General features: G+C 66.5%; 2 protein-coding genes. Both read right to left on the bottom strand.

Going from position 1 to position 2533, the window contains the following annotated elements:
- Positions 1-299: 299 nt before the first annotated feature.
- On the bottom strand, positions 300-1493 hold the full coding sequence (locus tag AC0L16_RS33325; RefSeq protein ID WP_473625764.1) for an IS91 family transposase: 1194 nt from the start codon (positions 1491-1493) through the stop codon (positions 300-302).
- A gap of 3 nt (positions 1494-1496) precedes the next feature.
- Positions 1497-2405: a tyrosine-type recombinase/integrase gene (locus AC0L16_RS33320; protein ID WP_473625762.1), complete on the bottom strand. Its 909-nt coding sequence runs from the start codon at positions 2403-2405 to the stop codon at positions 1497-1499.
- Positions 2406-2533 lie beyond the last annotated feature (128 nt).

Genomic DNA, 2533 nt, shown 5'->3' with positions numbered 1-2533 from the left:
CGTGAAGAGTTTCGGGCGCCGGCAGGCGTACGAAAGTCCCCGAGGAAGGAACCCGCGGGCCACGGGCGATGGCTATGGAGATTTCGATTTTCGGCTGGTGTCTGGGATGGCGCGACCGCCGTCGGGAAGCGGCGGGATTGATGCAGACGGACTGCCTTGTCTTCCGGCCGTGCGGCATCGTCGGCTCGGCGTGCAGTCGGACGCAGCCCTGTCGACGCCGATGATCACCATGGACGCGCGCGGGTTGGTTGGCGGAGGCTGAGTGCCTGCGCCAGAAGGCTGCATCAAGCCATGCCGGGTCATGGGGCGTTCTCCCGGTCCGGTGTCCTGGCGTAGGGCGGCCCGCGCGGCTGCCTCAACCGTTCGAACACCTCGATGACGATCATGCGTCCGCCACAGCAGGGGCATGGCGGCCGGAAGTCTTCCGGTTCGCCTGGTGTTTCGTCATCGGCTGGCGCGGTGACGTCCAGGAGTTCGCGGGCGAGCGCGAGGCTGCTCTTGCGGGCGGAGCCGGCGAGCAGGCCGTAATGCCTGATGCGATGGAAACCGCGTGGCAGGACATGGAGCAGGAAGCGGCGGATGAACTCGTCGGCCGCGAGCGTCATGATCTGCTGCCGGTCCGCGCCATCGCGGCGGTAGTCCTTGTAGCGGAAGGTGACGCGGCTCTCGTCGAACCGGATCAGGCGACGGTTTGAGATGGCGACCCTGTGCGTGTAGCGCGACAGGTAGGCGAGCACCGCTTCCGGCCCGGCGAAGGGTGCCTTGGCATAGACCACCCAGCGCTTGCTGCGAACAGGGTTCAGATGATGCAGGAAGGCGCGTCGGTCGGCCAGATGCGCCGCCGATCCGACGAAGGCGAGCCGGCCGGCGTCGTGAAGCGCGAGCAGCCGGGTCAGGAACAGGCGGCGGAAGAGCTTGCCGAGCACGCGCACCGGAAGGAGAAAGGCCGGGCGCGACGATACCCAGCGCTTCCCGTCGAGTGCGATGCCGCCGCCCGGCACGATCATGTGAACGTGGGGGTGGTGAGTCATCGCCGAGCCCCATGTGTGGAGCACGGCGGTGATGCCGATGCGCGCACCGAGATGCTTCGGATCGGCGGCGATGGTCAGCATCGTCTCCGATGCCGCCTTAAACAGCAGGTCGTAGACCAGCGCCTTGTTGTAGAAGGCGATGTCGGCGACTTCGGCGGGCAGGGTGAACACGACATGGAAGTAGCCGACCGGCAGCAGGTCAGCCTCGCGCTCGGCCAGCCATGTCCGCGCGGCGGCGCCCTGGCACTTGGGGCAGTGCCGGTTGCGGCAGGAGTTGTAGGCGATCCGCCACTGGCCGCAGTCCTCGCAGGCCTCGACGTGACCGCCAAGCGCCGCGGTGCGGCAGTGCTCAATCGCCGACATCACCTTGAGCTGGATAATGCTCAGATGGCCGGCATGAACGGCCCGGTAGGCGGGTCCGGCAGCACGGAAGATGTCGGCGACCTCGACAGAGGCGCGCACGGCTCAGCCATCGGGCGAGATCTCTGCCTCCTTGAACAGGCCGAGCTTGTCGAGCGGGCTCGTGACCGTGCGCACCGTGCGGGTCGCGACCTTGGTGTAGAAGGCGGTGTTGTCGAGCTTGGCGTGCCCGAGCAGGACCTGGATGACCCGAATGTCGGTGCCGTCTTCAAGCAGGTGGGTGGCGAAGCTGTGGCGCAACGTATGCGGCCCGACCCGCTTGGCGATGTCCGCGGCCTGTGCCGCCTCGACGACGATGCGGTGAAGGTGCCGGGTGCTGATCGGCTTCATCGGATGCTGCCCGGGAAACAGCCAGCCATCGCGGTGCATGACACCCTGTTGCCGCCCGACCTTCCACCACTGGCGCAACAGCGTAAGCAGGTCGGCCGACAGCATGGCATTGCGGTATCGTCCGCCCTTGCCACGCTCTATACGCAGCAGCATGCGCTCGCTGTCGATATCGGCGACCTTCAGTGTCGAAACCTCGGCGACGCGAAGCCCTGAGCCATAGGCGACCGACAGCGCGGCCTGATGCTTGAGGCAGGTGGTGGCGTTGAGAAGCCGCGCGACCTCGTCTCGGCTTAGGACCACGGGTAGCTTGCGCGGGTGCGCCAGCCGGACGAGCCTGCGCGCCAGATCCGGGCGGTCGAGCGTATGGGTGAAGAAGAAGCGCAGCGCCGACACGATGCTGTTCATCGTCGGAACGGGAACGCCGTCCTCCTGCTGTTCAACCTGGAATCGTCGTAGGTCGTCGGCCGTGGCCGTATCCGGAGATCGGCCGAGGAAGCTGGCGAACCTTCCAACATCGCGGAGATAGTTGCGCTGCGTCTCCTTGCCGAACCGGCGCAGGGTCATATCGTCGATCAGCCGCTGGCGCAGCGGGCTGATCCGAGCTTCGAGAACAGGATGGGTCATGGTCAGGCTCCTTGTTGAAGAAGCCCGTCATGCTCTGCCGCCGCCGAACAACGCTCAATGCAGGCGCGACGACCGGTTCCTGATCTCTACCTCAACCGCAGGCGCCCTCCCGCGCAGCGGGTTCGTTC

Source organism: Mesorhizobium sp. WSM4848, from assembly GCF_055811375.1.
Note: the sequence above shows the minus strand (reverse complement) of the source record. Positions and strands in the feature narration are given on the sequence as shown.

Coding starts and splice junctions, on each gene's coding strand:
- AC0L16_RS33320 (WP_473625762.1), bottom strand. CDS start 2,405: ATGACCCATCCTGTTCTCGAAGCTCGGATCAGCCCGCTGCGCCAGCGG.